This window comes from Acinetobacter sp. NigerLNRRAM0016 (assembly GCF_054112845.1).
Map to the genome: position 1 here is coordinate 45877 of NZ_JBSYVT010000009.1, position 23824 is coordinate 69700.

Genomic DNA, 23824 nt, shown 5'->3' on the forward strand with positions numbered 1-23824 from the left:
ACTTATTGAATAGACAATGTCTGTGCTAGACCATCTGAATTGATGCGCGCCTCGAACTGTCCTTTAGGCTGCATTTGTGCATTTGCAGGCACATGCCATTGCATGGTTTGACCATTCAGCACATACCCCACCAGACCATTGATTAATGGGATCTTTTCACCATTCGGATTGACGTAGGTCAATTCACTTAATCGAATGTGACGACTTCCATTATTCTTCACAATCAATTGCTGATTTTGATAATGGAAAGACACTTGCGCCAATGAAGTCAAACCATTCTTAGCAGGCGTGATTTCATTTGTCTGAACAAATACGGGAATTGAATATTGCAACAGCAACTGCAAACCCGTTTGTTGGTTAGCTGGGTTTGATTTAGGCAGCTCATCCACCAGTAAACGATAAGTTTGCTCTGTTCCTGTATTTTGCATATTCATGCGCAACACACGAATTAACTGACGATCGCCAGCTTTGATTTCTGTTATGGATGGACTTGCAACCAAATCTCGGGATGGATTCAGTTGTTCTTTGCCTTGAACTTGAGTCCAATTTAACACTCGTGTTTGAGCGCGAATCGGCTCATTACTGGTATTAGTTAACCAAATTTCTTTGGCTTTTTCACCCGTAGTGAAAGTAAGCGAAATTGGGGAAACCTGTAAACTTGCTGCGTAAAGGTTAAATGAGCAAAGTGATACAATAGCTGCACAAATAGCTGGAATAAATTTGCTCATACATTGCATCACTCTGACTATCAACAAACTTAGTAAGTTACTGTTGCCACAACCGTATCAACATAGTTACCCGCTTCAACATTGGTATTACCATCTAATTTTGCATAAACAGGAATGGCTTGATCTTTACCATTACCAGTTTTTTTAAGCAAATTGGCATCCTTCCATTCTGTAGTACGAGCAGCATCTTGATATAATTTATATGGAACTTTACTTGTCGATACCAGATTCGTATTGCTCATCGCACCTGAACCAGCAAGTGCAATTTGATATGGGGTATTTTTAGTACAAGTCACATTCAATTGACCTTTAGCTGTACTGCCAGCTTTGGTCGAACGATCAACTGGATTGAATTCCACGTCTGATTTTGAAGTGAATTCACAAGACTCAAGTACTGTAATTTTTACATCAAACTGAGTACTGTCAGTTCCTGCGGCATAAGTAGCAACAGAAGTAAGTGCAGAAGTAGTAATAATCGCAGAAAGAATGATTTTTTTCATAAACAACCCCAAAAAAGTTACTTATGACACATTTATATATTGAATGTGTCGCATTATATCGCTCAAAGTTCCTCTGTAAAGGCTTTTTAAAAAAAAATTAAATCCCATGAAAAATAGACTTTTTTGATCAACATTTGCCTGCCATCGTTATAAAAAAACACCCCGAAGGGTGTAAGAGCAAAACTAAGTTTAAACAGGTTTAACCTGCTTTCTGAATTTGCTGTAATGCAATTTCCTGTTGTTTTAAAAGATTACGTTGAATTTTTCCACTTGAAGTTTTCGGTAAACAATCCACAAATTCAATCTCTTTTGGATAAGCATGTTTCGAGAGTCTAGAACGGACATATTGCTGAAGTTTCTGATTCAAATTTTCATTCGCCTGATATTGTGGTTTCAACACCACAAAAGCTTTTACAATCTCTGTACGCTCTGGATCAGGTTTACCAATCACCGCAGACTCCAATACTTCCTCACACTCCAACAAAGTACTTTCCACATCAAAAGGTCCGACACGATAGCCTGACGTTGTAATGACATCGTCAGCTCGTCCTACAAAGTCTATCCCCCCCAATTCATTGAGTTGAACCGTATCACCCGTTAAATAATACTGCCCGACAAATGATTTACGGTTCTGTCCTTCGTAACCCTTGAACCAGAACAACGGTGATTGTGAACAGTCAATCGCCAAAGTTCCAACGTGCCCTTTTTCTACTTCCTGATGTTGTTCATTCAGGACTGCGAAGCGATGCCCAGGGATAGCAAAGCCCGCAGAACCGACTTTTTTAGGGTGCTCCAATGCATGATGATTGGCAATCACCATCCCTAATTCTGTTTGACCATATTGGTCGTAAATATTGACGTCTAAATCGTGATTAAACCAATGAATCACTTCAGGGGTTAAGGGTTCACCCGCACTACTCACAACACGCAAATGCTGTTTAATCGAGGCATCAAATTTTTCTTTAAAGCCAAAAAACATGCGAAAAGCGGTTGGCGAACCTGTTAGATTTGATACTTTATGCTTTTTAATAACTTCAATGGCTTGGTCTACATTAAATGCACGCTCATCCATGATGATGCTATGACCTAAACTGAGTGGACCCGTAATGCCATAATACAAACCATACGCCCAACCGGGGTCGGCAAGATTCCAAAAAGAGTCTTCATCACGCAAATCGACTGCATGCGTCATATAACCTTTAAATGCCAAGATCGCACCTAATGGCACAGGTACAGACTTGGCTAGCCCTGTTGTACCTGAGGTAAACATCATCAAAAAGTCATCATCAAAATCACACAGTACTGGCACACATTCCGTTGGTTGTTCATCAAGTTCTTGCCAAAAATCTGGATCGGTTTTGACACAGCTTTCACCAGAATGCACGGTCAAGATATGCGGGATTTGAATTTGCTTCAGCTTCACACGTTGTTCTGAATTGGTCACAATCAAGCGTGTATTTGCAACTTGAATACGATGCTCTATCGCTTTCGATTCAAATGCGGTAAACAGTGGCTGATAGATTGCACCGATCCGCCAAGTGGCGAGAACAGTAATAAGTAGTTCAGGTGTTCGTGGTAATAGACCTGCGACACAATCACCCGCCTTGATACCGAGCTGGAGGAAATAGTTTGCCAATTTCCCAGAAGCTTCAGCCAGTTGTTCAAAGCTCCAACGCTGCGACTCACCTTGCTTACCTTCCCAGAATAAAGCAGTCTTGTTTTGCCCTAAATAACGTTCGCAACATTCCACATAAGCATTGATGGCTTGAGGCGTACCCACCAAATGATTCTGGATCGCTTGTTCAACATCAAATTCTTGATAGGCTTCTACTAATGTCTTCATGACAACAACCTCTTTCCCTTGTGCAAAGCATCACGCCTTGTTCTTCATCTTTATTGTTTTCCACAATCAATTCTATGATTGGGTGATCTGTACTTAGATAATCATGTCTTGATGGCTACGACAATTTCCAAATCCATCAATCATCTTGCTGTTTTATGCACATTGAGAGCATGCCGTCTCAATGTGCTTATTATTAAGCTTGGGTAATTTCTCGTGCGATCAGCAGTCTTTGAATATCAGAGGCACCCTCATAAATCTGACTGACCCGCACATCACGGTAAATCCGCTCTACAGGAAAATCATTGACGTAACCATAGCCACCATAAATCTGTATGGCATCTGAACAGACGCGTTCCGCCATGGTTGATGCAAACAATTTCGCCATGGAGGCTTCTTTCAAGCAAGGCTGTCCTGCATCTTTAAGACTTGCGGCATGGAAAATCAGTTGTCGTGCAGCTTCAATTTGTGTTGCCATGTCAGCCAATCGAAAAGCTACCGCCTGATGTTGTACCAACTCCACCCCAAAAGTCTTGCGTTCATTGGCATATTCAATCGCTGAATCCAAAGCTGCTCGAGCCATACCCACCGATTGCGCAGCAATCCCAATACGACCTGATTCCAAATTGGATAATGCAATCTTGTAGCCTTGACCTTCTTCACCCAAGATATTTTCAGCAGGAATTCGGCAATTCTCAAACACGATGGTCGCGGTATCCGAGCAATGTTGCCCCATTTTTTCCTCAATCCGCGACACGATATAGCCTGGGGTATCCGTTGGCACGAGAAAGCAAGAAATCCCCTTTTTACCTGCGGATTTATCCGTCACAGCAAACACGATGGCTAACTGTGCATGCTTGCCTGTGGTAATAAACTGCTTGGTGCCATTCAGTACCCATGTATCGCCATCACGCTCTGCACGACATTGTAGGGCGCCTGCATCTGAACCTGCCTGCGGCTCGGTCAGACAGAAGCATCCTAACCATTCCCCAGTAGCCAATTTCGCCAGATATTTTTGCTTTTGCTGTTCCGTACCATATTTATAGGTAATGCCGCACGGTAATGAATTTTGAACACTGACGATGGTCGAGATTGCACCATCTCCCGCGGCAATTTCTTCTAGCGCCAAAACCAAGGAGACATAATCCAGACCTGCGCCACCCCATTCAGGTGGGATGGTCATGCCCAATGCGCCCAACTCCCCCAATTGCTTTAATTCTTCGGCAGGAAATTGACCAGTCTTGTCCCGTTCAGCAGCCGTTGGTTTCAGTTGTGACTGAGAAAAATCACGCAGCATGTCCTGAACCATTTTTTGTTCATCATTTAAAATCATTTAGATACTCTTATTTATTCTCTGTTTTACGACCCGCACATCCAACTTGTGCAAGCACACGATCAATAATCGTGTTGAGCTTTATTTCGGCGCCATACGAATTGCGCCATCTAAACGAATCACTTCACCATTCAAATAAGTATTGTCAATGATGTGACCAACTAAGCTGGCAAATTCTTCAGGCTTGGCTAAGCGTGGTGGGAATGGCACCATTTGCCCCAAAGCATCTTGTACATTTTGCGGCATGCCTTTAAGCATTGGTGTTTCCATAATGCCCGGTGCAATGGTCATTACGCGAATCGCATTACGCGCCAGTTCACGTGCCAGTGGTAAAGTCATCGCTACAATCGCACCTTTTGAAGCCGAATACGCTGCCTGCCCAATCTGACCGTCATAGGCAGCTACTGAAGCGGTATTGATAATCACACCACGGTCTTCTTCATCATTTTGCAACTCATATTTCGCCATCAATTCCGCAGCGAAACGAATCATGTTAAAACTGCCCGTGACATTTACATCCAAGACTTTCTGAAACATGGCAAGATCATGCAGACCTTCACGACCGAGAACTTTGGCAGATGGTGCAATCCCCGCACAATTCACCAAACCATTCAGTTGGCCAAAATCCTGCTCAACATTTAAAAAGAAAGATTTGACTGCTTGTTCATTGGTGACATCTAAAGGATAAAATTTCGAGTTATCTCCCAAATGTTGCTTTAAGGCATAACCAAGTTCCTGATTCATATCCACAAAAGCAACTTTAGCACCCGCATGTACTAAATATTTAATCGTTGCTGCACCCAAACCCGATGCGCCACCTGTCACGACAAATACTTTATTCTGAAGTTTCATTTTCCCTGTCCTATCTTTTTGAAAGTTCATACTCGACTTTAGCTGCAGAGTAAACAGTGTCAAGCTTGAGTACAATTTCCAAATATTGCATTCTTTATGATGGATTTGGACAGTGGAATGTCAGGTAATTTGGGTTTATACATGCACGAACAACAATTAACGTATGACAAAGGCAGTATTTCGATGAATTTGGTGCAGGAGGCAATCCTCTCTGCCCATCATCAAGGACTCAATATTCAGGAAATTCTGCAGAGTGCTGGCATTCCAGCAGAATTCATGCAATCCAATAAAGCCCGCGTATCCATTTCTCAATACGCCCAGCTCTGGATTGAACTTGCCAATCGCATGAATGATGAATTCTTCGGGATGGATCAGCATGCGTTACGGCGTGGCAGTTATCAATTTATTTCCAAAGCCGTCATTCAAGCTGAAACCTTAGAAAAAGCACTGAAAGATATTTTGAAATTCTTTAACCTGATTCTGGATGATTTTCAAAGTGAATTAGTCTTAGAACAAAATGTCGCGCGAATTATCATCCACGATAAGAAGCAACCTAAGCGCATGTTTAGCTATGCGACTTACCTGATGCTGATTCATACCTTAATGTGTTGGTTAGCCAGTCAGCGTATTCCCTTAAATCAAATCCAGCTCAAATGTGAAAAACCAATTGCAGATGAAGATTATCGTATTCGCTTCTGTTCCAATATTTCCTATCTTGCTTCACAAAACAGTGTTGAGTTTGATCGTGACTTTTTAAATATCAAAATTAAGCAGGATAAAAAGTCATGGTATGAGTTCATTTCGCAAACTCCGCATAATCTTCTGGTTCGTTTCAAAAATCCGAATGCGCTCAGTACACAGGTGCGCAAATATTTATTACAAGTTCCACCAGCAGAATGGATCGAACTGAATGTTCTGGCACAACAATTCAATATGTCTGAAGCTACGGTAAGACGTCGCCTTAATAGTGAAGGTTGTAACTACCAACAGTTAAAAAATGATATTCGACGTGACACCGCCATTGAACTCTTGAGCAAAACTGACAAAGCCCTGCATGAAATTAGTGATGAACTGAATTTCCATGACCCAAGTGCTTTCCACCGCGCCTTTAAAAAATGGACAGGAGTCAGTCCAGGCGCTTATCGTCAATCTAAAGAATAAAAGCCCTGACAAAAAGTTGAGGTTCATTCAGGCGTAAAAATTACTCATCAGTCATCCGTTTTATTTGTAATGAACTGCTTTTTAGTTTATTTTTCACTCAATTTTAAAGCATTGCTTAATGCTTATTTCGGCTGTACTCCTCCTGTTTTATCACCTTAACTTAAAGGCATACGATATGTTTAAGATGATTGATGTACTAGATCAAACTCTGGTGCAGAATTTTACCCATTCTCTAAACTCCCCAACTGAATTAGACGAATTATTTCGTCAAAGCCTGTTAGATCTTTCTGAAATTGAGCTACAAAATGTGGTTGCCCATTTCTTTGCACAAGATAATGCGCTTGCCAAAGCCAAAGCGCTTGAGCTAAGTGATGAAGCGATTCAAAACCTGCAAACAGGTGAAAATCTAACTCAAGGTGCAACACTGACGCATACTTCAAAAATTGTGGCACTGTGCTTGGCTGAAGAGATTGATGCATTTTCTCAAGTTCAAATTTCGGAAATTTCGACAGACTATTTCGTGTAATCAAAGCAATTCTTTGCTTACCCGATCAAGAAAAGACGACTCAACTGTCGTCTTTTCTTTTTAAATGACTGTACTGTTACTTGCGCTACATCGTTTGTCTATGGAACACTGTGAATGTTCTTTAGATGGTGTAGATCGATGATTGTTCGGGATAAAAATAATAGTTTCAAATTACTTTTTGCTTGGTCTGGCACAATTTTACCTAAAGTACTCCCTGCACTATTCATTGTTGTCTTTATTTCTGCCGTTCTGGTTTATCTTTCTTCCCATCAATTTTTCAGCATTCCTGCAGTACCAGCCATTGGTTTTACCATTTTTGGTATCATTCTTTCGATCTTTTTGAGTTTCCGAAACAATGCGTGTTATGACCGTTGGTGGGAAGGTCGAAAACTCTGGGGTGCGCTTATTGCCAATTCACGACATATCTCGCGTGATTCCCATGTGCTCAATTCTGAACACCGCGACATACTCATATACCGCGTCATGCTGTTTACCCACTTACTCCGTGACCGTTTAAGAGCGCAACCACAATCTTTCGAGTTTTATCACGATAAAGTTGGGTTTAGCAGCTTGCAACTACAACAACTTTCTAAAAAAATTAATGCCGCTCAGTTTGTACTTGAAGCCATTCAAAAGGATTTGGTACAAGCTCTACGTCACGGAGAGATTTCCGACATTATTTATCATAGTTTGAACCAGCACATTGTCGAGCTAGGCAATATTCAGGCAGGCTGTGATCGGATTTTAAGTACCCCTTTACCCTTTTCTTATTCGGTGCTGTTACACCGTACAGTTTATTGTTTCTGTTTTATTTTACCCTTTAGCCTTGAAGCAAGTTTAGGGATTTGGACTCCGATCTTGGTCGGCTTAATTGCATACTTATTTTTGGGCTTGGATGCTTTAAGTTCCCAAATTGAAGAACCTTTTGGGCTGCAAGACAATGATTTACCCCTCAATTCGATTGTACGATTAATTGAACGAGAAATGTCTGAGTCACTTGATATCGAATTGCCTCCTGCCATTCAAGCTATTCAGAATAATTTAACTTAGTCGTTTTAAATTTTAGACAATTCAGCACTCTTTAGAATCGACCTTATCTTCAATAAAAAAGCACAACCTTTTGGATGTGCTTTTTTTACTGAGTATCTCGCTAGGGAGTTATGGTAGTTGCCCTAAAGTCACACGGTCATTACCACCGTAGTCTTTAACGGTTTTTACTTCGATAAAACCTGCGGACTTAAAGATATTCCGTACTGACTCACCTTGATCATAGCCATGTTCAAGTACAATCCAGCCTTGCGCGGCTAACCACTTTTTACCCTGCTGAACAATATGTTCGATATCAGCCAAACCTTGTTTGTCTGCGACTAAAGCCCGTTCAGGCTCAGAAGCCAAATGCAACATATGCTCATCAGTCGCATCAATATAAGGTGGATTCGACACAATCACATCAAAATATTGACGATTCAGCGCAGCAAACCAACTACCCAAAAAGAACTTCACCTGTGTCAGATCATGCTTTTCTGCATTATGCAAAGCAACTTCTAAAGTTGGTTCATAGATATCTGTTGCAACAACAGACCAGTTTGGACGCTCACTTGCCAATGATAAGGCGATTGCACCCGTACCTGTGCCTAAATCCACAACACGCGTATCTTCAGGCAAATCAAGGCGCAAAACAGTTTCAACCAGCACTTCGGTATCAGGACGTGGCACTAAAGTATCTTTAGTTACAGTCAGATCTAGTGTCCAAAAAGGTTGCGAGCCCGTGACATAAGCCAAAGGTTCACCTGCTGCAATACGCGCCAAACCATCTACATAAGCTTGTTCTTGCTCTGCTGTAAGTTCTTGTGCAGATTTCAGCGATAAATCAAAAGCATCAATTTTTAGAATATGCTCAAGTAACCAAGCATTTTCTTGACGCTCATAACTTTCCACTTCTCCACGTAAGGCTAATGCCTGCGCAATATTCATTAGCCACCATTTTGCTGTGCAAGCATTGCCAATTGATCCGCTTGATATTCGCGATGCAAGCTATCTAGCAATTCATTCAAATCACCTTCCATCACTGAATCCAACTTATACAACGTTAAGTTAATGCGATGGTCAGTCATACGACCTTGCGGATAGTTATAGGTACGAATACGTTCAGAACGGTCACCCGAGCCAACCAAATCACGACGCATTTCAGAAGTCGCCGCATCAGCTGCTGCACGCTTTGCATTTTCTAAGCGAGAAGCCAATAATGCCATCGCTTTGGCTTTGTTCTTATGCTGCGAACGTTCTTCCTGACATTCCACTACAGTCCCTGTTGGAATATGAGTAATACGCACGGCTGAATCTGTTTTGTTGACGTGCTGACCACCCGCACCTGATGCACGGTAAGTATCAATACGTAAATCGGATGGGTTAATGTCTACCGTGGTGTCTACATCAATTTCAGGCAAAATCGCAACTGTACATGCTGAGGTATGAACTCGCCCTTGAGACTCCGTTGCAGGAACACGTTGTACACGATGCGCACCACTTTCAAACTTCAAGCGACCATAAACGCCTTCGCCATTCACTAAGCAGATAACTTCTTTATAGCCCCCATGCTCACCTTCATTTTCAGAAAGCACTTCAATACGCCAACCGCGAGATTCGGCATATTTACTATACATACGGAATAAATCGCCTGAGAAAATCGCAGCTTCATCCCCCCCTGTTCCTGCACGAATTTCCAGATAGGCAGAGTTGGCATCATTTGGGTCTTTTGGAATCATCAGGATATTTAGATCAGCTTCGAGCTGTTCAATAATCGCTTTATTTTCCTTGATTTCTTCCTGAGCCATTTCTTTAAAGTCTGGATCAGACAACATTGTTTCAGCAGTTTCAATGTCTTCTTCTGCTTGTCTGTACTTAGACCAAACTTCAGTAATTTCCGTTAAATCATTATGTTCGCGCGATAATTGACGAAAACGCTTATTATCTGAAATAACTTCAGCGTCTGCTAATAATGCGGTTAATTCTTCGTGACGGTCAGAAAGTTGATCCAATCGCAAACGTAACGATTCTTTCATTGTTTAATCGATCTCAATAGCCAAAGCAGCCCAAATCAAGCTGCACAATTTCAAAATTGCGCATAGTTTACCGATTCTGCCCTTTAATTGACATATTTATATGTGGTGAAATCGGGTTTCTATTTTTTATGAAGATTGAATTTAAAAGGTACTTAATTCAGCACAACCAATTGATTTAAATTTAATCAATCAGCATAAAACAAGCCATAAAATAGACGATTTTAATCAAACTTATACAAAGCACTCACTTAACAGTACAACATTAAGCCCCGCTCTCCATATTTGCACAGATGCCTTTTGTTACATTTGCCGCATCAAAAATATATTACGTCCGTAGTTTGGACATGGAGAACACCATGAAACTGAATGTTGTTTTATTAAGTACTGCATTGGCAGCTTCTTCACTCATGACAATCAACGCTCATGCAGACAGCACAACGCGTGTTGCCGCAGCAAGTGCACTCGGTAGCGTAGCTGGCACAGCAGTTGGTAAAAGCATGGGTGGCAATACAGGTGCAACCATTGGTGCTGCACTCGGTGGCGCTGGTGGTGCTGCTGTAGCAAGTGACCGTCGTAACCGTACTGAATCTGCAATTGGTGGTGCAATCGGTGGTGGTACAGGCTATACCGTTGGTAAAAGCATGGGCGGCACTAGCGGTGGTTATGTCGGCTCAGCTTTAGGTGCTGCAGGTGGTGCTGCGTTAGGTAATAAGATTTCGAAAGATAAGGCTGAAGAAAAAGCTAAATCATCTCGTAAATACAAAAAACGTCACCGCCACTACCGTTAATTTTATTACGCCACAGCCAACAAGCACCTTCGGGTGCTTGTTTTGCGCCAATACTCAAGGTTTTGGTTTTTGAAATGACAGACTCAGCAGAAGTGTAATTGTGAATATGTTGTGTAGAGAACTCACATAGTCATGACAAAACCCTCATTCACACATACAAAGCCCTTCATTTTAAACCATCAGCATTGTTTTAAATTGGACTTAAGCGTAAAGCACTATTAAAAATGGAGTTTGTAATGAAACTTAATCACTTAATCTATGCCTCTTTAATTGCAACCACCATGATTGGTACCGCTCATGCCGACAATGGTACCCGTGTTGCCGCGACGTCTGCATTAGGCAGTGTTGCAGGCACAGCTATTGGCAAACAGCTCGGTGGTACAACTGGTGCAACCATTGGTGCTGCACTCGGTGGTGCTGGTGGCGCTGCAGTAGCAAGTGATCGTCGCAACCGTACTTCTGCTGCCATCGGTGGTGGACTAGGTGGTGCGGGTGGTTATACCGTCGGTAAAAATGTCGCAGGCACCAATGGTGGCTATGTGGGTGCTGCATTAGGTGCTGCGGGTGGTTCAGCCTTAGGCCGTAAAGTATCGGAAGATCGTCGTGATGATGACCGTTACGACAATCGTGGCTACCGTTCAGACCGTAATTACCGCTATAACAATGATCGCTACTATCGCCATGACAATGGTCGCCATTTGGGTCATTACAAGAAAAAACGTTGGGATGACTAATCCTTAGCGCTATATATAAAGCATCTTCGGATGCTTTTCTTTTGTCACAACACATTATATCGAAAATAAACGATATACAAAACTGCACTTATATCGTACTATTTCGATATGAAATTCTCGAGTCTGGATATGCAAACACTTCAAAGCACCAAATTTTCAATTCTAGAACTTGCACCCGTCCGCGATGATAAGTCGATTGCCTTTTCTTTACACCATGCACTAGAACTGGCACAACATGCTGAAAAACTGGGTTTTGAACGTTTCTGGTTGGCAGAACATCATAATATGGATGGCATTGCCAGCTCAGCAACAGCAGTATTACTGGGCTATATTCTTGCCAATACCCAATCCCTTAAAGTAGGTTCTGGTGGCATTATGTTGCCTAACCATGCGCCGCTTGTGGTAGCTGAGCAATTTGGCACTTTAGCGACCTTGTACCCAAATCGGATTGAACTCGGCTTAGGGCGTGCACCTGGTACAGACCAAGCCACCATGCGAGCGTTACGTCGCGGACGTCAAGAAACTGAAGACCAATTCCCTCAAGATGTCGCGGAAATTTTGCAGTATTTCAATGATCCTACAGAAAATCAGAAAATCGTTGCCACGCCTGGTCAATCTACCCATGTGCCAGTTTGGTTATTGGGTTCTAGCCTGTTCAGTGCTCAATTAGCCGCACGTTTGGGACTTCCCTACTCTTTCGCCTCGCACTTTGCACCTCGAATGCTCGGACAAGCCATTCAACTCTACCGAGATAACTTTCAGCCTTCCGAATATCTGGATCAGCCTTATGTGTCTATGGGTGTGCCAACTGTAATTGCAGAGACAGATGATGAAGCACAATATCTAGCGACAAGCGCGTTTCAACGTGTACTGGCATTAATGCGTGGTCACAGTCTAAAACTCAAACCACCTGTACAAAGTATGCAAGACTTATGGTCACCTGTCGAAAAAATGTCGGTGAATAATTTCTTTGCCTTGGCACAAATTGGATCTGTACAAACCGTGAAAGAAGGTCTTGAAGATTTACTCAAAACCTATGAAGTAGATGAGTTTATTTTCACTTGTGATATTTACGATACTGAAAAGCGTTTACAGAACTTTAGTTATCTGATGGAGCTTAAAAATAGCTAACAGTAATTCACTCGCCTTTTTTTAACTCAAGCCCAAGCATAACTCTTGGGCTTTTTTGATTGAGTATGTCTGAGAAAGAAAATGACTCCCGAGTAGCTGAATCAGCTTTACCCCGTGCATGAATTGCTGTTCAATTTCAATCCATAAAAAACCTGACAATAAAAATGATGAAGGAATAATCATGCAACAGCAAAGCAAACTCAATATTTCCAGTCATATCTTCCAACATCGCCCCCAAGATTTTGCAGTTTTTACAGGGAAATTATTTAGCTCTATACAATTCAACTTTGAGCATATTCAGGACAAACACATTGCAATTATTGGGCTGGACCAGAAAATTGTCACTTCTTTGGAAAAAATGAGAAAAATGGCGAAATCTATTCAAGTTTTTCAAATTCAACCTGCGTTTATCCTGCCACAGAGTGAAATTAAATATAGTCGTGCAGTACAACATCCACTATTAATGAAAAATAAACGTCTGCTCAACACTCGTATTAAAAGCATCTTGGCACTAAGATTCTTAGACAATCAAATTCAGAACCACTGGCTCAAACGACAATTAACACCCAATCTTGCGCAGGAAAACAAAGTATTCCTAAAGTCTGATGATTACTATCATGCTTTGCAACAAACGAATTGCCAATTGATCACATGGCCAATCAAGAGAATTACTACTGATACTATCGAATGTGTGGATGGATCTATCTTCCCTGTAGACGTGATCATCACAACAACAATGCACGTAACTTAACCCCAACTTCCCACTGTCATTCATTATTTATAGTCAAAATACTGAGCATTAAAAAACCCAATCGAATTGCAGATTGGGTTTTTAGTTTGAACATTTAAGCCATCTATACTTTATGGCTTAGCCAATGCGACGTTTTAAACCTGTCATTTGTAAAACACGTGTCGAAATCTCTTCAATCGACATTTCTGACACATTCAGGTACTTAATCCCTTCTGAGATATAAATGCCTTCAATCGCACGCAGCTCCATTTGACACTGACTGAAACTTGCGTAACGACTATTGGCTTTACGTTCAGAACGAATTGCCACAAGACGTTCTGCATCAATCATCAAACCGAACAATTTATGCTTATGCGCTTTCAGCACTGAAGGAAGACGATTGTCATCTAAATCTTCTTCAGTCAACGGATAGTTCGCCACACGAATTCCAAATTGTAATGACAAATAAATTGACGTTGGCGTCTTTCCAGAACGCGACACACCAATCAAGATTAAATCTGCTTTGTCATAATGACGGGTACGTGCACCATCGTCATTGTCCAGCGCAAAATGAACTGCATCAATACGCGCTTTATAAGATTCAGAATCGGTTACCGCATGTGTCTGACCGACAAGGGTTGTTGGCGGTGTGCCCAGCTCTTCTGACAGCTTACTAATCAACCCCTCAAACACATCCAAGTTTACCGCATTGGCTGTATTAATGATGTCACGCACGTAAGGATCGACCAATGTATCAAACACCAATGGCTGTTGACCATCGCGTTCAGCTCGTTGATTAATTTCAGAAACTACATTCATTGCAGCTTCTTCAGAAGAAATATACGGGATAATATGAATGTCAAAATCTACATTTGGAAACTGAGCCAGCAAAGAGTGTCCAAGCGTTTCTGCGGTAATTGCAGTTCCATCCGAGATAAAAAACACACTTCGCTTTATTTGTTTACCTTCTGACATTAAAATTCCCCTCAAATATTTGTCTAAGTACTATATAATCATTATAGTAAACTGATCTTACATGACTGTCGCTTAGTAAAATTAAAAAGCTGAGCAGATTTGTCTTAAATTCATGCCAAGATAGTGATTAATACTGCAAAAGTGGAGTAACAACTTTGGAAGCGCGCGTAATTGGTCTAGAAAAATTAGGGAAACACGACGTAGAGCTCGTGGGTGGTAAAAACTCATCTCTTGGCGAGATGATTAGCCACCTAGCAAATGCAGGTGTATCAGTACCTGGGGGCTTTGCTACTACAGCTGCTGCGTATCGTGAATTTCTCGAGCAAAGTGGACTCAACGCTAAAATTAACGCGGAACTTGCAGCATTAAATGTTGATGATGTAATTGCACTTGCTGAAACTGGTGCAAAAATCCGTAAATGGATTGTAGATACCCCGCTCACAGCGGAATTAGAAAAGGAAGTTCGCGACGCTTTCGCTACTCTTTCAAACGGCAACCCTGATATCGCGGTTGCCGTTCGCTCATCTGCGACAGCAGAAGATTTACCAGATGCTTCATTTGCAGGCCAACAAGAAACCTTCTTGAACATTCGTGGTATCGACAACGTTCTGATCGCAATCAAAGAAGTATTTGCTTCACTTTATAATGACCGCGCCATTGCTTACCGTGTTCACCAAAACTTCGCTCACGACATCGTTGCCCTCTCTGCAGGTATCCAACGTATGGTACGTTCTGAAACTGGTGCTGCTGGTGTAATGTTTACACTTGATACAGAATCTGGCTTCCGTGACGCTGTATTTATTACTGCGTCTTATGGTTTGGGTGAAATGGTCGTACAAGGTGCAGTAAACCCTGACGAATTCTATATTTCTAAACCATTACTTAAAGCAGGTAAACACGCAATCTTGCGTCGTAACCTTGGCTCTAAACACCAAAAAATGATTTATGGTGAAGAAGGTGCTGCAGGTAAATCTGTTGTCGTGGTTGATGTTGAAAAAACTGAACGCCAACAATTTGCGCTGAATGACCATGAGCTTCAAGAACTTGCTAAACAAGCACTAATTATTGAAGAACATTACCAAGCGCCTATGGACATTGAATGGGCAAAAGATGGTGATGACGGTCTAATTTATATCGTTCAAGCCCGTCCAGAAACTGTAAAAAGCCGTGAAAATGTCGGCACCATGGAACGCTACCTGCTTAAACAAAAAGGTACCGTGGTTTGTGAAGGTCGTTCAATTGGTCAACGTATCGGTTCTGGTAAAGTCCGTATTGTCACTTCTATTAAAGAAATGGACAAAGTTCAAGAAGGTGACGTACTTGTTTCTGACATGACTGACCCAGACTGGGAACCAGTAATGAAACGTGCTGCGGCAATTGTGACGAACCGTGGTGGTCGTACATGTCACGCTGCAATTATCGCACGTGAACTTGGTGTTCCAGCAATTGTAGGCTGTGGTAATGCAACTGAAGTTTTAACTGATGGACAAGAAGTAACAGTTTCTTGTGCTGAAGGTGATACAGGCTTCATCTATGAAGGTGCGTTAGATTTCGAAATTCAACGTAACTCCATTAATTCAATGCCAAAACTTCCGTTCAAAATCATGATGAACGTAGGTAACCCTGACCGCGCATTTGACTTTGCTCAAATTCCAAACGAAGGTATTGGTCTTGCACGTCTAGAGTTCATTATCAACCGTATGATTGGTGTGCATCCTAAAGCACTCTTGAATATTGACAGCTTACCGCGTGAAACACGTGCTGCTGTTCTTGCTCGTACCTCTGGTTACGCCTCTCCTATCGAGTTCTACGTTGAAAAGTTAGTAGAAGGGATTTCAACACTTGCTGCTGCATTTGCTGACAAACCAGTCATTGTTCGTATGTCTGACTTCAAATCAAACGAATATGCAAACTTGATTGGCGGTAAACTTTACGAGCCAGAAGAAGAAAACCCAATGTTAGGTTTCCGTGGTGCAAGCCGCTACGTTTCTGAAAACTTCCGTGACTGCTTCGAATTAGAATGCCGTGCATTGAAGAAAGTTCGTGATGAAATGGGCTTAACCAATGTTCAAATCATGATTCCATTTGTACGTACAGTACATGAAGCAAAACGCGTCATTGAACTATTAGGACAAAATGGTCTTAAACGTGGTGAGAACGGTCTTAAAGTCATCATGATGTGTGAATTACCAACCAATGCATTATTGGCTGAACAATTCCTTGAGCATTTTGATGGCTTCTCAATCGGTTCAAATGACTTAACTCAGTTGACGCTTGGTCTTGACCGTGACTCAGGTATTGTTTCCCACCTATTTGACGAACGTGATGCAGCAGTAAAAGCATTACTTTCAATGGCTATTCATGCATGCCGTAAAGCTGGCAAATATGTCGGTATTTGTGGTCAAGGTCCTTCTGACCATCCAGACCTCGCAAAATGGTTGATGGAACAAGGAATTGAGTCAGTTTCCCTGAATCCAGACTCAGTTTTAGACACTTGGTTCTTCCTTGCAGAAGAAAAAGCTCAACAAGCTTAAGAAAACATGTTAAAAAAAGACCCATTAGTGGGTCTTTTTTTCTCTTTTCATTTTTGAGATTTTATTTTTATGCAAATTTACTTGGCACGTAATAATCAACAAGCTGGTCCATATACTTTAGAACAGTTGAATCAAATGCTTGCCAGCCAACAAGTACTCCTTACTGATTTGGCTTGGCATGAAGGTATGACCGAATGGAAAGCTTTAGGTGAATTAACCCAAGGGAAACTTGTTTATACACCAACAGGTTATGTACCACCTGTACATGCACCCATACAAAACCCGACCATTAGCCAAATTAAAGTTGAAAACAAAACTCAGACTCAAGAGCTTGCTTCAATTAATATTCGTGCTTTAGCCAAAATTATTGATCTATTACTTTGGCTCCCTGCTGCTGCCATACCTTCTTTCTTCTTGAATGCCGATCAGGTCAATGAACTATCCAGTATTCAACAAAAGATGCAAAGCGCAGATACATCAACTCAAGCCATGCAACTCCAACATGAGCTTTTTGCGCTCATTCCAGTAGAAGCTTGGCAAACAATGTTTGCATACATCATTATTATGCTTGCAATTCAGGCATTCTTTTTAGCCAAGTCAGGTCAAAGTATTGGTAAAAAATTGACCCGCATTAAAATTGTAGATGCAGAAAATGGTGAAAAAGTAAATTTAACCCGAATTTTTCTGCTTCGCAGTATCGTATTTATCATCCTAAACATGTTGTTTATGCCATTTATTACCATTGCTGATTATTTATTCGCTTTAGGAAAAAATAGACAGACATTGCACGATAAACTAGCAAAAACCATAGTGATAAAACAATAACTGACCAGAAAACCAAGGGATGACATGTTCATCCCTTTTTTAATTCATTAGATTGATATTTCAATAAAAAAAATAAACCAAGCGCTAATTCCGACCCCAAAATCAGGTTTTATAACAGTCATTTAAAGCGACTTTATATATAGCTTAGTTGAGCGATATCAGGCATAATGCCCTACAACGTAGCGGTGCCACATGATTGAGAAGTTTTTTTTTAAGCAAAAAATCAAAATTCTCAATCATGCGACACTTTAATCGCTATCCCATATTATTTAGGGAATGGGACTCTTCACCGAGGTTGTAAAATGAGACAAACGATTTTAGCTGTATTGTCTTTATCAACGATTGCTGCGCTCTTAACTGGGTGCGGTGGTGATATGGTACTTCTAAACTCTAAAGGTCCAGTTGCTCAAGGTCAAAGTGACTTGATGATGACTGCGATCTATTTAATGCTATTGGTGGTAATTCCATCAATCTTAATGGCATTATGGTTTGGTTGGAAATATCGCTCGTCTAATAAAGATGCAGACTATAAACCTACTTGGGCACACTCAACTGCTATTGAAATTGTAGTTTGGGGTGTTCCAGTTATTATTATTGGTATTTTAGCTTGGTTAACTTGGTGGGGTTCACACAAGTATGACCCATACCGTCCGATCGATTCAGATAAAGCTCCGTTAACTGTTCAGGTTATTGCTGAACAATTCAAATGGGTATTTATCTATCCTGAACAAGAAATTGCGACAGTTAACGAAATTCGCTTCCCAGAGAAAACTCCTGTGAGCTTGCGTTTAACGTCTAACTTCACAATGAACTCGTTCTTCATTCCTGCACTTTCTGGCCAGATTTATACTATGGCTGGTATGCAAACACACCTGCACTTGTTAGCAAATGAAACTAGCCCAGCTGAAGGCTATCGCGGTTTCTCTTCTAACTACTCAGGTTACGGCTTCTCGCAAATGCGTTTCCGTGCGCATTCGGTGACTGAAGCTCAGTTTGCTGAATGGGTAGCAGCGGTGAAAGCAGGCAACGGTACTTCAATTAACCCTGAAGCAATTCAGAAAGGTATTTTAGACCAAGCTGAATTCGCAACCTTGCGTGATGGCAACCGTTCGCATCATCAGATCGAAGTTCTTATCGCTAAAGCGACTACTCCTGAAGAAAAGGCTGCTGCTGAAGCAATGAAGCCTTATCCAACTAAGCCACATCCAGTGACTTACTACTCTTCTGTTGAGAAAGGCTTATTTGAATCAGTGATCAACAAATACATGAGTAACTATCACGGTGCTGATCATTCAGCTACTGCGGGTGCTCACGGGGCTGCTGCTGACGCACATGCCGCAGTTGAACCTGCTTCATCGGCTGTAGGGGAATAAGACATGAGCTTCTTAGGTAAGTTAGGTCCAGACTCGATTCCACACGATCCAATCGTGTTGGTAACGGTTGCATTAATGGTTTTAGGTGGTATTGCTGCAGTTGCAGGTATTACCTACTTCAAAAAATGGAACTACTTGTGGACTGAATGGTTCACATCTGTAGACCATAAAAAAATTGGTATCATGTATATTTTGGTATCTGTAGTCATGTTACTTCGTGGCTTCGCAGATGCGATCATGATGCGTTTACAACTTTTCCTCGCTCGTGGTGGCGGTGAAGGTTATTTACACCCAGAACACTATGACCAGATCTTCACCGCTCACGGTGTAATCATGATCTTCTTCGTAGCAATGGGTCTTGTTGTAGGCTTAATGAACATCTCTGTACCTTTACAGATTGGTGCTCGTGACGTTGCCTTCCCATTATTAAACTCTGTAAGTTTCTGGTTATTTGCTGGTGCTGCAGGCTTAATGATGGTTTCACTTGCTTTAGGTGAATTCGCTGCTACTGGTTGGATGGCTTACCCTCCTCTTTCTGGCATTGAATACTCTCCTGGTGTTGGTGTTGACTACTATATCTGGGCGCTACAGGTTTCTGGTCTAGGTACGCTTTTAACTGGTGTTAACTTCTTTGTTACCATCATCAAGATGCGTGCACCTGGCATGAAACTTATGGATATGCCAATTTTCACTTGGACTGCACTTTGTACAGCAGTTCTGATTATTGCTGCATTCCCAGTGTTAACTGCAACAATTGCAATGTTATCTCTAGATCGTTACTTCGGTTTCCACTTCTTTACTAATGAGCTTGGCGGTAGCCCAATGCTTTACGTAAACTTGATTTGGACTTGGGGTCACCCAGAAGTATATATCTTGGTATTACCAGCATTTGGTATTTACTCAGAAGTTGTATCAACTTTTGCTCGCAAAACGTTGTTCGGCTACAAATCAATGGTGTATGCAACAGTCGCAATTACAGTATTGTCATTCGTTGTATGGCTTCACCACTTCTTTACCATGGGTGCAGGTGCCAACGTTAACGCGTTCTTCGGTATCATGACTATGGTTATTGCGATCCCGACTGGTGTGAAAATCTTCTCTTGGTTATTCACCATGTACAAAGGTCGCATTACGTACACAACTCCAATGCTATGGACACTTGGCTTCCTTGTGACTTTCGGTATCGGTGGTTTGACTGGTGTATTAATGGCTGTTCCACCTGCGGACTTCCTAGTACACAACTCTTTATTCCTTATCGCTCACTTCCATAACGTAATTATTGGTGGTGTTGTATTCGCAATGTTTGCGGGTATCATTTTCTACTGGCCAAAAATGTTTGGTTGGAAGCTTAATGAAGCTTGGGGTAAAGCAGCATTCTGGTTCTGGTTCTTCGGTTTCTACTTTGCATTCATGCCACTTTATATCCTTGGTTTCATGGGTATGACTCGTCGTTTGAATACATATGACAACCCAGAATGGGATCCGTACATCACAATCGCATTGTTTGGTGCTGTATTAATTGCGATCGGTATTGCATGTTTCTTAATGCAAATCATCGTTGGTTTCTTACAACGCCACGACAACATGGACCTTACAGGCGATCCATGGGATGGTCGTGTACTTGAATGGTCTACGTCTTCACCTGCTCCGTTCTATAACTTTGCTCACCTTCCAAAAATCAGCGGTATCGATACTTTCTGGAATGACAAAGAGAATGGTGTTGCTTATGCACGTTCAGCGTCTTATGAAGATATTCATATGCCGACAAACCGTGCTGCTGGTTTTGTAATCGCAATGTTCATCACTGTTATGGGCTTCGGTTTAATCTGGCACATTTGGTGGTTAGTTGTCGTTACCTTTGTTGCTGCAATCATCAGCTTCATCGTAAGCTCTTTCACTAAGAAAGTTGATTACTATGTTCCTGCTGCTGAAGTTGAGCGCATTGAAAACGAACGCTATGCGATTCTTGAAAAACACTTGAAGAAGGACTAAGACAATGGCTGAAGTACTTCATCACGACAACCACGGACACGATGAGCATCATCATCACGATGATACTGACATCACAGTCTTTGGTTTCTGGTCATACTTGATGAGTGACTTGATCCTATTCGGTACACTCTTCATTGCTTTCGTTGTATTAAGTGGTCACGTTCCACCGGGCACACCAAGTGCAAAAGATCTTTTCGGCGAGTCTTTAGGTTTCGTATTAGTTGAAACCTTTGCTCTCTTGATTTCTTCTGTAACATTTGGTTTTGCTGTACTTGCATCTTACAAAAAGAATGTTAGCCAAGTTTTACTATGGTTAGCAATTACTTGGGTATTTGGTGCATCGTTCATTGGCATGGAACTGTACGAGTTTAATCACCTTGTACACGCTGGTCATGGTCCAAGCACAAGTGCGTTCTTATCTGCGTTCTTTACTTTAGTTGGTACGCACGGTATTCACGTAACTTCTGGTTTGGTATGGATGATCGTGTTAATGGTTCAAATCAAGAAATATGGTTTGACATTACCGAATACACGTCGTCTTGCTTGCTTGAGCTTGTTCTGGCACTTCCTTGACATCGTATGGATCTGTGTATTCAGCGTAGTTTACTTGAGGGGAGTTCTCTAATGGGTCATGATAATCATGCATCTGATGCAGCTCACGGTACCGTGAAGCAATATACCATCGGTTTTATTGTCTCTGTGTTGTTAACTATTGTTCCATTCTATATGGCAATGAACCCAGAAAACTTTGGCCGTGGTGCAACGCTTGCAGTAATTGGTATTACTGCTGTTGCTCAGGTTCTTGTACAGTTGATTTTCTTCTTGCACATGAACTCTTCTGCAGAGCAACGTTGGAACGTAATTGCATTCATTTATACAATTCTTACAATTGCCGTTCTTTTGATCGGTTCTGTTTGGGTTATGAATTACCTCCACTTCAACATGATGCTCTAAACTGGTTGTCATGTTGAAAAAGTATTTATTCCTGACTAAGCCAGGAATTCTCTTTGGTAACTTCGTTACCACTTTGGGCGGCTTCTTCTTAGCCGCCCAAGGTTCTGTAGATTTCCTTTTACTTCTGATTACCCTTCTGGCTACAACCTTGGTTGTTGCATCAGGATGTGTAGTAAACAATGTCATCGATCAAGACATTGACCAGAAGATGCAACGTACTCAAAACCGTGCACTTGTTAAAAAAACCATCAGTCCAACTGTTGCGCTTATCTTCGCAGCTGTCTTGGGTCTTTTAGGTTTTGGCATGTTATGGTTTTTTGTTAACGCTTATGCTTTTGGTTTTGCTGTTCTTGGTTTTGTTGTTTATGTTGGGTTTTATAGTCTTTGGAGCAAACGTACCACCATTCACCAAACAGTGATTGGTAGTATTTCAGGAGCAAGCCCTCCTGTGATTGGGTACACGGCTGTTTCTAACGAATTCGATGTAGCTGCATTACTAATTTTCTTAGCATATGCACTATGGCAAATGCCTCATTCTTGGGGAATTGCAATTTATCGTTTCGATGACTATAAAAATGCAGGTATTCCAATTTTACCTGTTGCTCGTTCAATTTTGCGTACCAAGGTCGAAAGCCTGATTTACGTCATCTTGTTTGCAGCAGTACTCAATAGTTTATATTGTTTTGGTTATACAAACTTATTCTTCTTAATTACTTTTAATGGTTTATGTGCTTATTGGGTATATTTATCGATTATTGGTTTTAAAGCTGAAAATGATCAAGTTTGGGCTAAACGTTATTTCTTATATTCTGTGATTCTGATTACAGCATTAAGTTTTAGCTTCAGTTTTAGCTATGTAAGCCCTGCCCCGCATTTACCCCTGTTTTAAAAGATAGAGACCTCCTCTCTATCTTTTAGAGCTGGTCTATTTATTTACTTTATATAATTACTATTTGTAAGCTTCTATCTCCTCCGCATTTAGATAAATCCCCTATTTTTCTTTTTCAAAGCATAAATTTAATATTGCTTGAATTTTATTGTTAAACCTTCTAAAATTCACCCCTCGCATCTAATGCGACACAACCTTGGTTGTGACTCCTTGCTTCTAATAATTACGTTAGGGGCTGTATAATCCGTAAGGAGCTGACAATGCGTCACTACGAAATCGTACTTCTGGTACACCCAGATCAAAGCGATCAAGTTGTGGGTATGGTAGAACGTTACCTAACTCACATCAAAGAAGCTGAAGGTCAAATCCACCGTCTTGAAGACTGGGGTCGTCGTCAATTGGCTTACCCAATCAACAAGATCCACAAAGCTCACTACATTCTTATGAATGTTGAGTGTGGTCAAACTACTCTTGATGAGTTAGAAGAATTGTTCCGTTACAACGACGCGATCCTTCGTAGCTTAATCATCCGTCGTGAAAACGCAATCACTGAAGAGTCTTTATTGGCTAAGAGTGCTGAAGAAAAGCGTGCGCGTAAAGCTCAACGTGAAGAAGCACAACTTGCTGCTCAAGACTCTGCTGAAGCATAAGGAGAACATCAATGGCACGTTTTTACCGTCGTCGCAAGTTCTGCCGCTTTACAGCTGAGAACGTTACATACATCGACTACAAAGATATCGACACTTTAAAACAGTACATCACTGAAAACGGCAAGATTGTTCCTAGCCGTATTACAGGTACTAAAGCTCGTTACCAACGTCAATTAGCGCTTGCTATTAAACAAGCTCGCTACTTGTCTTTGATCCCTTACACTGACAATCATAAGTGAGGTTGAGC

24 protein-coding genes are annotated in these 23824 nt (G+C 41.4%); 16 read left to right on the forward strand and 8 right to left on the reverse strand.

Going from position 1 to position 23824, the window contains the following annotated elements; all coding sequences use genetic code 11:
• Nucleotides 1-2: 2 nt before the first annotated feature.
• The 5 genes from ACWQ4X_RS07830 to ACWQ4X_RS07850 form a co-directional block, all read right to left on the reverse strand.
• Nucleotides 3-728, reverse strand: coding sequence for a fimbrial biogenesis chaperone (locus ACWQ4X_RS07830; protein WP_457903251.1), 726 nt, complete (start codon nucleotides 726-728; stop codon nucleotides 3-5).
• Nucleotides 729-757: 29 nt separating this feature from the next.
• Complete coding sequence (locus ACWQ4X_RS07835) at nucleotides 758-1228, reverse strand: Csu type fimbrial protein (RefSeq protein WP_457903252.1); 471 nt, start codon at nucleotides 1226-1228, stop codon at nucleotides 758-760.
• Between the two features lie 199 nt (nucleotides 1229-1427).
• Nucleotides 1428-3071, reverse strand: coding sequence for an AMP-binding protein (locus ACWQ4X_RS07840; RefSeq protein ID WP_457903253.1), 1644 nt, complete (start codon nucleotides 3069-3071; stop codon nucleotides 1428-1430).
• Nucleotides 3072-3264: 193 nt separating this feature from the next.
• Nucleotides 3265-4401, reverse strand: coding sequence for an acyl-CoA dehydrogenase (locus ACWQ4X_RS07845; protein WP_457903254.1), 1137 nt, complete (start codon nucleotides 4399-4401; stop codon nucleotides 3265-3267).
• An 81-nt stretch (nucleotides 4402-4482) separates the two neighbouring features.
• Nucleotides 4483-5253, reverse strand: a complete 771-nt coding sequence (locus ACWQ4X_RS07850) for a 3-hydroxyacyl-CoA dehydrogenase (RefSeq protein WP_457903255.1) — start codon at nucleotides 5251-5253, stop codon at nucleotides 4483-4485.
• Between the two features lie 141 nt (nucleotides 5254-5394).
• Between ACWQ4X_RS07850 and ACWQ4X_RS07855 the strand changes: the two genes are divergently transcribed.
• The 3 genes from ACWQ4X_RS07855 (at nucleotide 5395) to ACWQ4X_RS07865 (ending at nucleotide 7990) form a co-directional block, all read left to right on the forward strand.
• Nucleotides 5395-6414 (forward strand): AraC family transcriptional regulator, encoded by a 1020-nt coding sequence (locus ACWQ4X_RS07855; RefSeq protein WP_457903256.1) that lies wholly within the window; start codon nucleotides 5395-5397, stop codon nucleotides 6412-6414.
• A gap of 175 nt (nucleotides 6415-6589) precedes the next feature.
• On the forward strand, nucleotides 6590-6940 hold the full coding sequence (locus tag ACWQ4X_RS07860; RefSeq protein WP_100241750.1) for a hypothetical protein: 351 nt from the start codon (nucleotides 6590-6592) through the stop codon (nucleotides 6938-6940).
• Nucleotides 6941-7078: 138 nt separating this feature from the next.
• Nucleotides 7079-7990: a bestrophin family protein gene (locus ACWQ4X_RS07865; RefSeq protein WP_457903257.1), complete on the forward strand. Its 912-nt coding sequence runs from the start codon at nucleotides 7079-7081 to the stop codon at nucleotides 7988-7990.
• Nucleotides 7991-8098: 108 nt separating this feature from the next.
• On the opposite strand, the gene prmC is transcribed toward ACWQ4X_RS07865, so the two are convergent.
• Together prmC and prfA are read right to left on the reverse strand one after the other, a co-directional pair.
• Nucleotides 8099-8914, reverse strand: coding sequence for a peptide chain release factor N(5)-glutamine methyltransferase (gene prmC / locus ACWQ4X_RS07870; protein WP_100241752.1), 816 nt, complete (start codon nucleotides 8912-8914; stop codon nucleotides 8099-8101).
• Complete coding sequence (gene prfA / locus ACWQ4X_RS07875) at nucleotides 8914-10002, reverse strand: peptide chain release factor 1 (protein WP_457903258.1); 1089 nt, start codon at nucleotides 10000-10002, stop codon at nucleotides 8914-8916. The genes prmC and prfA overlap by 1 nt, the downstream gene beginning before the upstream one ends.
• Nucleotides 10003-10358: 356 nt before the next feature.
• On the opposite strand from prfA, the gene ACWQ4X_RS07880 reads away from it, so the two are divergent.
• The 4 genes from ACWQ4X_RS07880 (at nucleotide 10359) to ACWQ4X_RS07895 (ending at nucleotide 13406) form a co-directional block, all read left to right on the forward strand.
• Nucleotides 10359-10790, forward strand: coding sequence for a glycine zipper domain-containing protein (locus ACWQ4X_RS07880; RefSeq protein WP_142768580.1), 432 nt, complete (start codon nucleotides 10359-10361; stop codon nucleotides 10788-10790).
• 236 nt (nucleotides 10791-11026) lie between these two features.
• Entirely contained in the window at nucleotides 11027-11524 is a 498-nt protein-coding gene (locus ACWQ4X_RS07885; protein WP_142768579.1) for a hypothetical protein, read from the forward strand.
• A gap of 129 nt (nucleotides 11525-11653) precedes the next feature.
• Entirely contained in the window at nucleotides 11654-12655 is a 1002-nt protein-coding gene (locus ACWQ4X_RS07890) for an LLM class flavin-dependent oxidoreductase (RefSeq protein ID WP_457903259.1), read from the forward strand.
• A gap of 181 nt (nucleotides 12656-12836) precedes the next feature.
• On the forward strand, nucleotides 12837-13406 hold the full coding sequence (locus tag ACWQ4X_RS07895; RefSeq protein ID WP_457903260.1) for a flavoprotein: 570 nt from the start codon (nucleotides 12837-12839) through the stop codon (nucleotides 13404-13406).
• A gap of 117 nt (nucleotides 13407-13523) precedes the next feature.
• On the opposite strand, the gene ppsR is transcribed toward ACWQ4X_RS07895, so the two are convergent.
• Nucleotides 13524-14360 carry a posphoenolpyruvate synthetase regulatory kinase/phosphorylase PpsR gene (gene ppsR, locus ACWQ4X_RS07900; protein WP_100241757.1) on the reverse strand — a complete coding sequence of 279 codons (837 nt, stop codon included), beginning with the start codon at nucleotides 14358-14360 and terminating at the stop codon, nucleotides 13524-13526.
• 155 nt (nucleotides 14361-14515) lie between these two features.
• Here ppsR and ppsA point away from each other — a divergent pair, with 155 nt between their 5' ends.
• From ppsA to rpsR, 9 genes are all read left to right on the forward strand, one after another.
• Nucleotides 14516-16894 (forward strand): phosphoenolpyruvate synthase, encoded by a 2379-nt coding sequence (gene ppsA, locus ACWQ4X_RS07905; RefSeq protein ID WP_100241758.1) that lies wholly within the window; start codon nucleotides 14516-14518, stop codon nucleotides 16892-16894.
• Nucleotides 16895-16963: 69 nt separating this feature from the next.
• Entirely contained in the window at nucleotides 16964-17719 is a 756-nt protein-coding gene (locus ACWQ4X_RS07910) for an RDD family protein (RefSeq protein ID WP_100241759.1), read from the forward strand.
• Nucleotides 17720-18021: 302 nt separating this feature from the next.
• Nucleotides 18022-19092 carry a ubiquinol oxidase subunit II gene (gene cyoA / locus ACWQ4X_RS07915; protein WP_142768574.1) on the forward strand — a complete coding sequence of 357 codons (1071 nt, stop codon included), beginning with the start codon at nucleotides 18022-18024 and terminating at the stop codon, nucleotides 19090-19092.
• Nucleotides 19093-19095: 3 nt separating this feature from the next.
• Nucleotides 19096-21084, forward strand: coding sequence for a cytochrome o ubiquinol oxidase subunit I (gene cyoB / locus ACWQ4X_RS07920; RefSeq protein WP_457903261.1), 1989 nt, complete (start codon nucleotides 19096-19098; stop codon nucleotides 21082-21084).
• Between the two features lie 4 nt (nucleotides 21085-21088).
• Complete coding sequence (cyoC, locus tag ACWQ4X_RS07925; RefSeq protein WP_142768573.1) at nucleotides 21089-21709, forward strand: cytochrome o ubiquinol oxidase subunit III; 621 nt, start codon at nucleotides 21089-21091, stop codon at nucleotides 21707-21709.
• Nucleotides 21709-22038: a cytochrome o ubiquinol oxidase subunit IV gene (gene cyoD / locus ACWQ4X_RS07930; RefSeq protein WP_100241763.1), complete on the forward strand. Its 330-nt coding sequence runs from the start codon at nucleotides 21709-21711 to the stop codon at nucleotides 22036-22038. The genes cyoC and cyoD overlap by 1 nt, the downstream gene beginning before the upstream one ends.
• A 10-nt stretch (nucleotides 22039-22048) precedes the next feature.
• The gene (cyoE, locus tag ACWQ4X_RS07935; RefSeq protein ID WP_457903262.1) at nucleotides 22049-22927 is read left to right on the forward strand and encodes a heme o synthase; all 879 of its coding nucleotides are present in this window, start codon (nucleotides 22049-22051) and stop codon (nucleotides 22925-22927) included.
• A 260-nt stretch (nucleotides 22928-23187) separates the two neighbouring features.
• A complete protein-coding gene (rpsF, locus tag ACWQ4X_RS07940; RefSeq protein WP_016166408.1) occupies nucleotides 23188-23577 on the forward strand; it encodes a 30S ribosomal protein S6 in 390 nt (129 codons plus the stop codon).
• Between the two features lie 11 nt (nucleotides 23578-23588).
• Nucleotides 23589-23816 carry a 30S ribosomal protein S18 gene (rpsR, locus tag ACWQ4X_RS07945; protein WP_004278792.1) on the forward strand — a complete coding sequence of 76 codons (228 nt, stop codon included), beginning with the start codon at nucleotides 23589-23591 and terminating at the stop codon, nucleotides 23814-23816.
• The last annotated feature ends 8 nt before the right edge of the window (nucleotides 23817-23824 follow it).

What these genes read in the sequence shown, in the direction of transcription:
- ACWQ4X_RS07840 (WP_457903253.1), bottom strand. Translation starts at nt 3,071, where the DNA reads ATGAAGACATTAGTAGAAGCCTATCAAGAATTTGATGTTGAACAAGCG.
- rpsR (WP_004278792.1), top strand. Translation starts at nt 23,589, where the DNA reads ATGGCACGTTTTTACCGTCGTCGCAAGTTCTGCCGCTTTACAGCTGAG.
- ACWQ4X_RS07830 (WP_457903251.1), bottom strand. Translation starts at nt 728, where the DNA reads ATGAGCAAATTTATTCCAGCTATTTGTGCAGCTATTGTATCACTTTGC.
- ACWQ4X_RS07890 (WP_457903259.1), top strand. Translation starts at nt 11,654, where the DNA reads ATGCAAACACTTCAAAGCACCAAATTTTCAATTCTAGAACTTGCACCC.
- prmC (WP_100241752.1), bottom strand. Translation starts at nt 8,914, where the DNA reads ATGAATATTGCGCAGGCATTAGCCTTACGTGGAGAAGTGGAAAGTTAT.
- ACWQ4X_RS07860 (WP_100241750.1), top strand. Translation starts at nt 6,590, where the DNA reads ATGTTTAAGATGATTGATGTACTAGATCAAACTCTGGTGCAGAATTTT.
- ACWQ4X_RS07895 (WP_457903260.1), top strand. Translation starts at nt 12,837, where the DNA reads ATGCAACAGCAAAGCAAACTCAATATTTCCAGTCATATCTTCCAACAT.
- ACWQ4X_RS07885 (WP_142768579.1), top strand. Translation starts at nt 11,027, where the DNA reads ATGAAACTTAATCACTTAATCTATGCCTCTTTAATTGCAACCACCATG.
- ppsR (WP_100241757.1), bottom strand. Translation starts at nt 14,360, where the DNA reads ATGTCAGAAGGTAAACAAATAAAGCGAAGTGTGTTTTTTATCTCGGAT.
- cyoC (WP_142768573.1), top strand. Translation starts at nt 21,089, where the DNA reads ATGGCTGAAGTACTTCATCACGACAACCACGGACACGATGAGCATCAT.
- cyoE (WP_457903262.1), top strand. Translation starts at nt 22,049, where the DNA reads ATGTTGAAAAAGTATTTATTCCTGACTAAGCCAGGAATTCTCTTTGGT.
- ACWQ4X_RS07855 (WP_457903256.1), top strand. Translation starts at nt 5,395, where the DNA reads ATGCACGAACAACAATTAACGTATGACAAAGGCAGTATTTCGATGAAT.
- cyoB (WP_457903261.1), top strand. Translation starts at nt 19,096, where the DNA reads ATGAGCTTCTTAGGTAAGTTAGGTCCAGACTCGATTCCACACGATCCA.
- cyoD (WP_100241763.1), top strand. Translation starts at nt 21,709, where the DNA reads ATGGGTCATGATAATCATGCATCTGATGCAGCTCACGGTACCGTGAAG.
- ACWQ4X_RS07910 (WP_100241759.1), top strand. Translation starts at nt 16,964, where the DNA reads ATGCAAATTTACTTGGCACGTAATAATCAACAAGCTGGTCCATATACT.
- rpsF (WP_016166408.1), top strand. Translation starts at nt 23,188, where the DNA reads ATGCGTCACTACGAAATCGTACTTCTGGTACACCCAGATCAAAGCGAT.
- cyoA (WP_142768574.1), top strand. Translation starts at nt 18,022, where the DNA reads ATGAGACAAACGATTTTAGCTGTATTGTCTTTATCAACGATTGCTGCG.
- ACWQ4X_RS07845 (WP_457903254.1), bottom strand. Translation starts at nt 4,401, where the DNA reads ATGATTTTAAATGATGAACAAAAAATGGTTCAGGACATGCTGCGTGAT.
- ACWQ4X_RS07835 (WP_457903252.1), bottom strand. Translation starts at nt 1,228, where the DNA reads ATGAAAAAAATCATTCTTTCTGCGATTATTACTACTTCTGCACTTACT.
- ACWQ4X_RS07880 (WP_142768580.1), top strand. Translation starts at nt 10,359, where the DNA reads ATGAAACTGAATGTTGTTTTATTAAGTACTGCATTGGCAGCTTCTTCA.
- prfA (WP_457903258.1), bottom strand. Translation starts at nt 10,002, where the DNA reads ATGAAAGAATCGTTACGTTTGCGATTGGATCAACTTTCTGACCGTCAC.
- ACWQ4X_RS07865 (WP_457903257.1), top strand. Translation starts at nt 7,079, where the DNA reads ATGATTGTTCGGGATAAAAATAATAGTTTCAAATTACTTTTTGCTTGG.
- ACWQ4X_RS07850 (WP_457903255.1), bottom strand. Translation starts at nt 5,253, where the DNA reads ATGAAACTTCAGAATAAAGTATTTGTCGTGACAGGTGGCGCATCGGGT.